At 63.6% G+C, this 4,621-nt stretch carries 2 protein-coding genes and 2 pseudogenes; 2 read left to right on the plus strand and 2 right to left on the minus strand.

The annotated features are described in order from the left end of the window. Positions 1-15 precede the first annotated feature (15 nt). Together KAY22_RS24940 and KAY22_RS24945 are read right to left on the minus strand one after the other, a co-directional pair. Positions 16-84, minus strand: a pseudogene (locus tag KAY22_RS24940) (QacE family quaternary ammonium compound efflux SMR transporter); the annotation flags it as partial. Positions 85-123: 39 nt separating this feature from the next. Next, positions 124-603, minus strand: a pseudogene (locus tag KAY22_RS24945) (recombinase family protein); the annotation flags it as partial. 139 nt (positions 604-742) lie between these two features. On the opposite strand from KAY22_RS24945, the gene KAY22_RS24950 reads away from it, so the two are divergent. Together KAY22_RS24950 and KAY22_RS24955 are read left to right on the plus strand one after the other, a co-directional pair. Next, entirely contained in the window at positions 743-3,700 is a 2,958-nt protein-coding gene (locus tag KAY22_RS24950; RefSeq protein WP_095687550.1) for a Tn3 family transposase, read from the plus strand. A gap of 57 nt (positions 3,701-3,757) precedes the next feature. Then, positions 3,758-4,621 (plus strand): ParB/RepB/Spo0J family partition protein (locus tag KAY22_RS24955; protein WP_296625825.1); only part of this gene is annotated, 864 nt, incomplete at its 3' end.

Genomic DNA, 4,621 nt, shown 5'->3' on the forward strand with positions numbered 1-4,621 from the left:
GAATGCCGAACACCGTCACCATGGCGTCGGCCTCCGCAGCGACTTCCACGATGGGGATCGGGCGAGCAAAAAGGCAGCAATGACGCCGTGGCACATTGGCGACTTCCACGTGGAAGTTTCACCGAGCCCCGCCGCGATGTGTGCTCTCGCCTTGCGCAGCTTGTCGGGGGTGACGACGGGACGACGGCCGCCCTTGCTGCCGCGCTCACGAGCAGCGCGCAGGCCAGCCTGGGTGCGTTCGCGGATCAGATCACGCTCGAACTGCGCGAGGGAGCCGAAGATGTTGAACACCAGCATTCCCCCCGGCGTGGTGGTGTCGATGTTCTCGGTGAGCGAACGGAACCCGATGCCGCGGGATGCCAGTTCGCCGATCTTGTCGATGAGGTGGCTCATCGAGCGGCCGAGCCGATCGAGTTTCCACACGACCAGCGTGTCGCCGGCGCGCAGATAAGCCAATGCTTCGGTAAGCCCGTGCCTGTCGGTCCTGGCACCCGATGCCTGATCGTCGAAAACACGTTCGCATCCCGCGCGCTCCAGGGCGTCATGCTGGAGCGATAGCTTCTGGTCCGGCGTGGAGACGCGCGCATAACCGATCAGCGCCACATTCTGCCCTGTCGTGTCCGTTTTCCCATCATCACGCGACCTTGTCCGAATCGCCATTGCAGGTCCAGAGTAAACGGACACATTCCCGGTGACCGTTCAACGGTCGTCTGACGGACAGCAGCAGCGAAGGAGATGATGCTTGGCGAGGCGGCGACTAGTGAGCCCGGAAATCTGGGCGGGGCATTATGACGCGCCGCTCGATGAGCGAGAGATTGTGCGTCATTATACGCTGACCGGCGACGATCTGGAAATTGTCGGTCGCCGTCGCGGCGATGCCACCCGGCTCGGCTTTGCGATGCTCCTGCTCTATATGAGATGGCCTGGCCGCGCGCTTGAAGCGGGCGAACTCCCGCCCGGCCCGGTGCTTGCCTATGTGGGCCGGCAACTCGGCGTCTCGCCGGAAGCTTTTGCCGACTATGCCCATCGGGACCAGACCCGCCGCGAGCATCTCGTCGATATCCGACGATCGCACGGGTTCAGGGCTTTCGATCGCCAAGCGTTTCGTGAAATCGTGGCCTTTTCGATCCCGATCGCGCAGACCATCATCCGCCCGGGCCAAATGGCAGGGGTTATTGTCGACGAACTCCGGCGTCGACAGATCCTCCTGCCTTCCCCGTCGATTCTCGAAGCGGTGCTCCGAAGGGCTCGCCAGCAAGCAGAGCAGCTTACCTATGAAGTGCTCACAAACGGCCTGCAACCCGACACGCTACAGGGTCTGGACGATCTGCTGGCCCGACGTACGGGGGAAACCGCGACATGGCTATCCTGGCTGCGCAACGCGCCACAGTCGCCGGCAGCGCGCAACATCCTGCGACTGATCGAACGGCTTGCCTCTATCCGCGCGCTGGGCCTCGATCGCGCTCGCGCCGACATGATCCCGGCTTCGACTTTTGACAGGCTGGCGGACGAGGGCAGCCGCATCACGCCCCAGCACCTTGGCGAACTCAATGCCCTGCGCCGACACGCGACGCTGGCGGCAACCGGCATACGGCTTGAGGAAAGCCTGACCGACGCGACCCTGACGATGTTCGACAAGCTGTTGGGCAGCATGGTGCGCCGCGCCGAGAACCGGACCCGCGATAAAGCCCTCAAGACGGTGCGGGAACTGCAGGGCCATCTTCGGACACTCACGGGGTCTTGCCGCATCCTCATCGACGCGCGCACCAAAGGCGTGGATTCGCTGGCGCAGATCGATGCCCTGGACTGGCAGCGCTTCGCCGTGGCGGTCGAGCAAGCCGAAGTGCTCGGCCGACCCGAAACCGTCGATCGCACCGCTGAACTGATCGAGCGGCATCGCACGGTGAAGCTCTTTGCCGGCGCTTTTCTGAATGCCTTCGAATTTCGCGGCGCCGGTGCGGTGCAGGGGCTCCTGTCGGCGCTGACGATTATCGCGGAGCTATACCGGACCGGCAAACGCCGCTTGCCTGATGGCGTACCGCTGCGCTTTGTGCCGTCAGCATGGCGGCCGTTCGTCCTGCGGGACGGTATCGTCGATCGTGCCGCTTATGAGCTATGCGCCCTTTCACAGCTACGCGAGCGGTTGCGAGCCGGAGACATATGGGTCGCGGGAAGCCGCCAGTTTCGCGATTTTGACAGCTATCTCATCCCGCCGGCCACCTATGCGGCGCTTCGCGAAAAGGGACCGCTGCCTCTCGCCATCGAAACGGACTTCGAACGCCATATCGAGGAAAGGCGCACCAGGCTCGACACGGCGATCGATCAGGTGACAGTTCTAGCCCGACAGGGTGAGCTACCCCAGGTCAGACTTGACGAAAGCGGCCTCATCATCTCGCCGCTGAAGGCGGTGACACCCCCCGCTACCGAGATTACCCGTCGCGCCGCCTATGATCGACTGCCCCGCGTGAAGATCACCGATATTCTGCTTGAGGTCGATGCCTGGACCGGGTTCAGCGAATGCTTCGTCCATCGGCGTTCGGGCCGGGAGGCCGACGATCGCAATGCCCTGCTCACCGTCATCCTCGCCGATGGGATCAATCTCGGCCTCACCCGCATGGCAGAGACCTGCCGGGGCGCAAGTCTGCGCCAGCTCGCCCATCTTCACGACTGGCATATCAGCGAAGCCGCCTATGGCGAGGCGTTAGCGCGGCTGATCGACGCCCATCGCACCATGCCGCTTGCCGCACTCTGGGGAGACGGCACCACCTCGTCGAGCGACGGACAACAATTTCATGCCGGCGGTCGCGGGGCCGCGATCGGCGACATCAATGCGCGCAGCGGCAACGAACCGGGTGTTGCCTTCTACACCCATGTCTCGGATCGATATGATCCCTTCGCGAGCCGGGTGATCGCCGCGACCGCCGGCGAAGCGCCCTATGTCCTGGACGGCTTGCTATATCACCAAACCGGCCTGACGATCGAGGAGCACTATACTGACACGGGCGGGGCATCGGACCATGTATTCGGGCTAATGCCCTTCTTCGGCTACCGCTTCGCACCGCGTCTGCGCGACATAAAAGACCGACGCCTGCATCTGCTGCCGGGTCAGGAAGCCGGACCGCTGCTGGCCGGGATGACGGGAGATCCGATCGCTATCGCCCATGTCGGGGCCCATTGGGACGAACTGTTGCGGTTCGCCACGTCGATCCGCACCGGCACCGTCACCGCTTCGGCCATGCTGCGTCGGCTGTCCGCCTATCCGCGACAGAACGGACTGGCCCTCGCGCTGCGCGAGCTTGGTCGCCTCGAACGCTCGATCTTCATGCTCGACTGGCTGCGCGACATCGACCTGCGCCGACGCACCCAGGCCGGACTCAACAAGGGCGAGGCCCGCAACGCACTCGCCCGCGCGCTCTTCTTCAACCAGCTCGGCGAGCTGCGCGACCGGCGGTTCGAAAATCAGACCTATCGCGCATCCGGCCTCAACCTGCTCGTCGCCGCTATCATCCTGTGGAACACCCGCTATCTCGAAATGGCGCTGGTGGACATCGGCGCGCCCGACGAAATCGCGCGCCACATCGCACCATTGGGCTGGGAGCATATCTCGCTGACCGGCGACTATAGCTGGAATGTCGATGATCGCCCCGATCCGGATGTCCTGCGACCCCTTCGCGCCGTCAGTTCCTTGCTCGCCGCGTGATGTTCGGCATCCGTTCGCCCTTAGCGTGCAGATACGTCACTTTCGTGTAGTCACCCCATTCAGGCGCGGGGCGTGCTGCAAAACCTGATCGGCTATGATGAAGACGGCAAAATCAGGATTTGCGCCGGAGGGCGGCGCTACCGGGCCTTGAAGCTGTTGCAGAAGGCAAAGGCCATCCCCGGCACTTTCGAGGTTCCCGTTGAAATCCGCAGCAAGGACGAGGCGCTGGAAATCTCGCTTGCCGAGAACGCGCAGCGCGAGGACATGCACCCCGCCGATGCCATCGCAGCCTATCGGGCGATCATCGACAGCGGCAAGGACGTTGACGATGTTGCAGCATCGTTCGGCGTCTCCCCGGCCTATGTCCGCCGCGTGTTGAAGCTGGCGGCGCTGCACCCGACCATTCTCAAAGCCTTCCAGAAAGACGAAATCGGCATGGGCGCGGCGCAGGCTTTCGCGCTGACAGACGATCAGGACCGCCAGCTTGAGGTTTTCAAGCGCACCGGCGACAACGCCCACCAAATCCGCGCCATGCTCACCCAGGAGAAGGTTGCCGATACCGACAAGCATTTTCGCATTGTAGGCGAGGAAGCCTATTGCGCCGCAGGCGGCACCTTCACCACCGATCTTTTCGGAGAACGTCGCTATTGCGATGATGCGGGCCTTGTCATGGACCTTGTGCAAGATCGGCTCGACGCCATCGCCAAGGCGGCGCGCGAAGATGGCTGGCGCGATGCAGAAGGGCAGCTCTACCGGCCTGATTCCTACTGGATGCGCGGCCATCTGGAACCCGCTGGCGAGCGCCATCCGACCGAGGAAGAAACCGCGCAGCTGGTCGAGATCGAGGCGGCAATCGCCAAGCGGGAAAGCGAGGTGGACGAGGACGAGCACGACTATGACGACGAGTTGCGCGCCCTGACC

The sequence above is a fragment of the Rhizorhabdus sp. genome, assembly GCF_018006725.1.
Taxonomy (GTDB): Bacteria; Pseudomonadota; Alphaproteobacteria; order Sphingomonadales; family Sphingomonadaceae; genus Rhizorhabdus.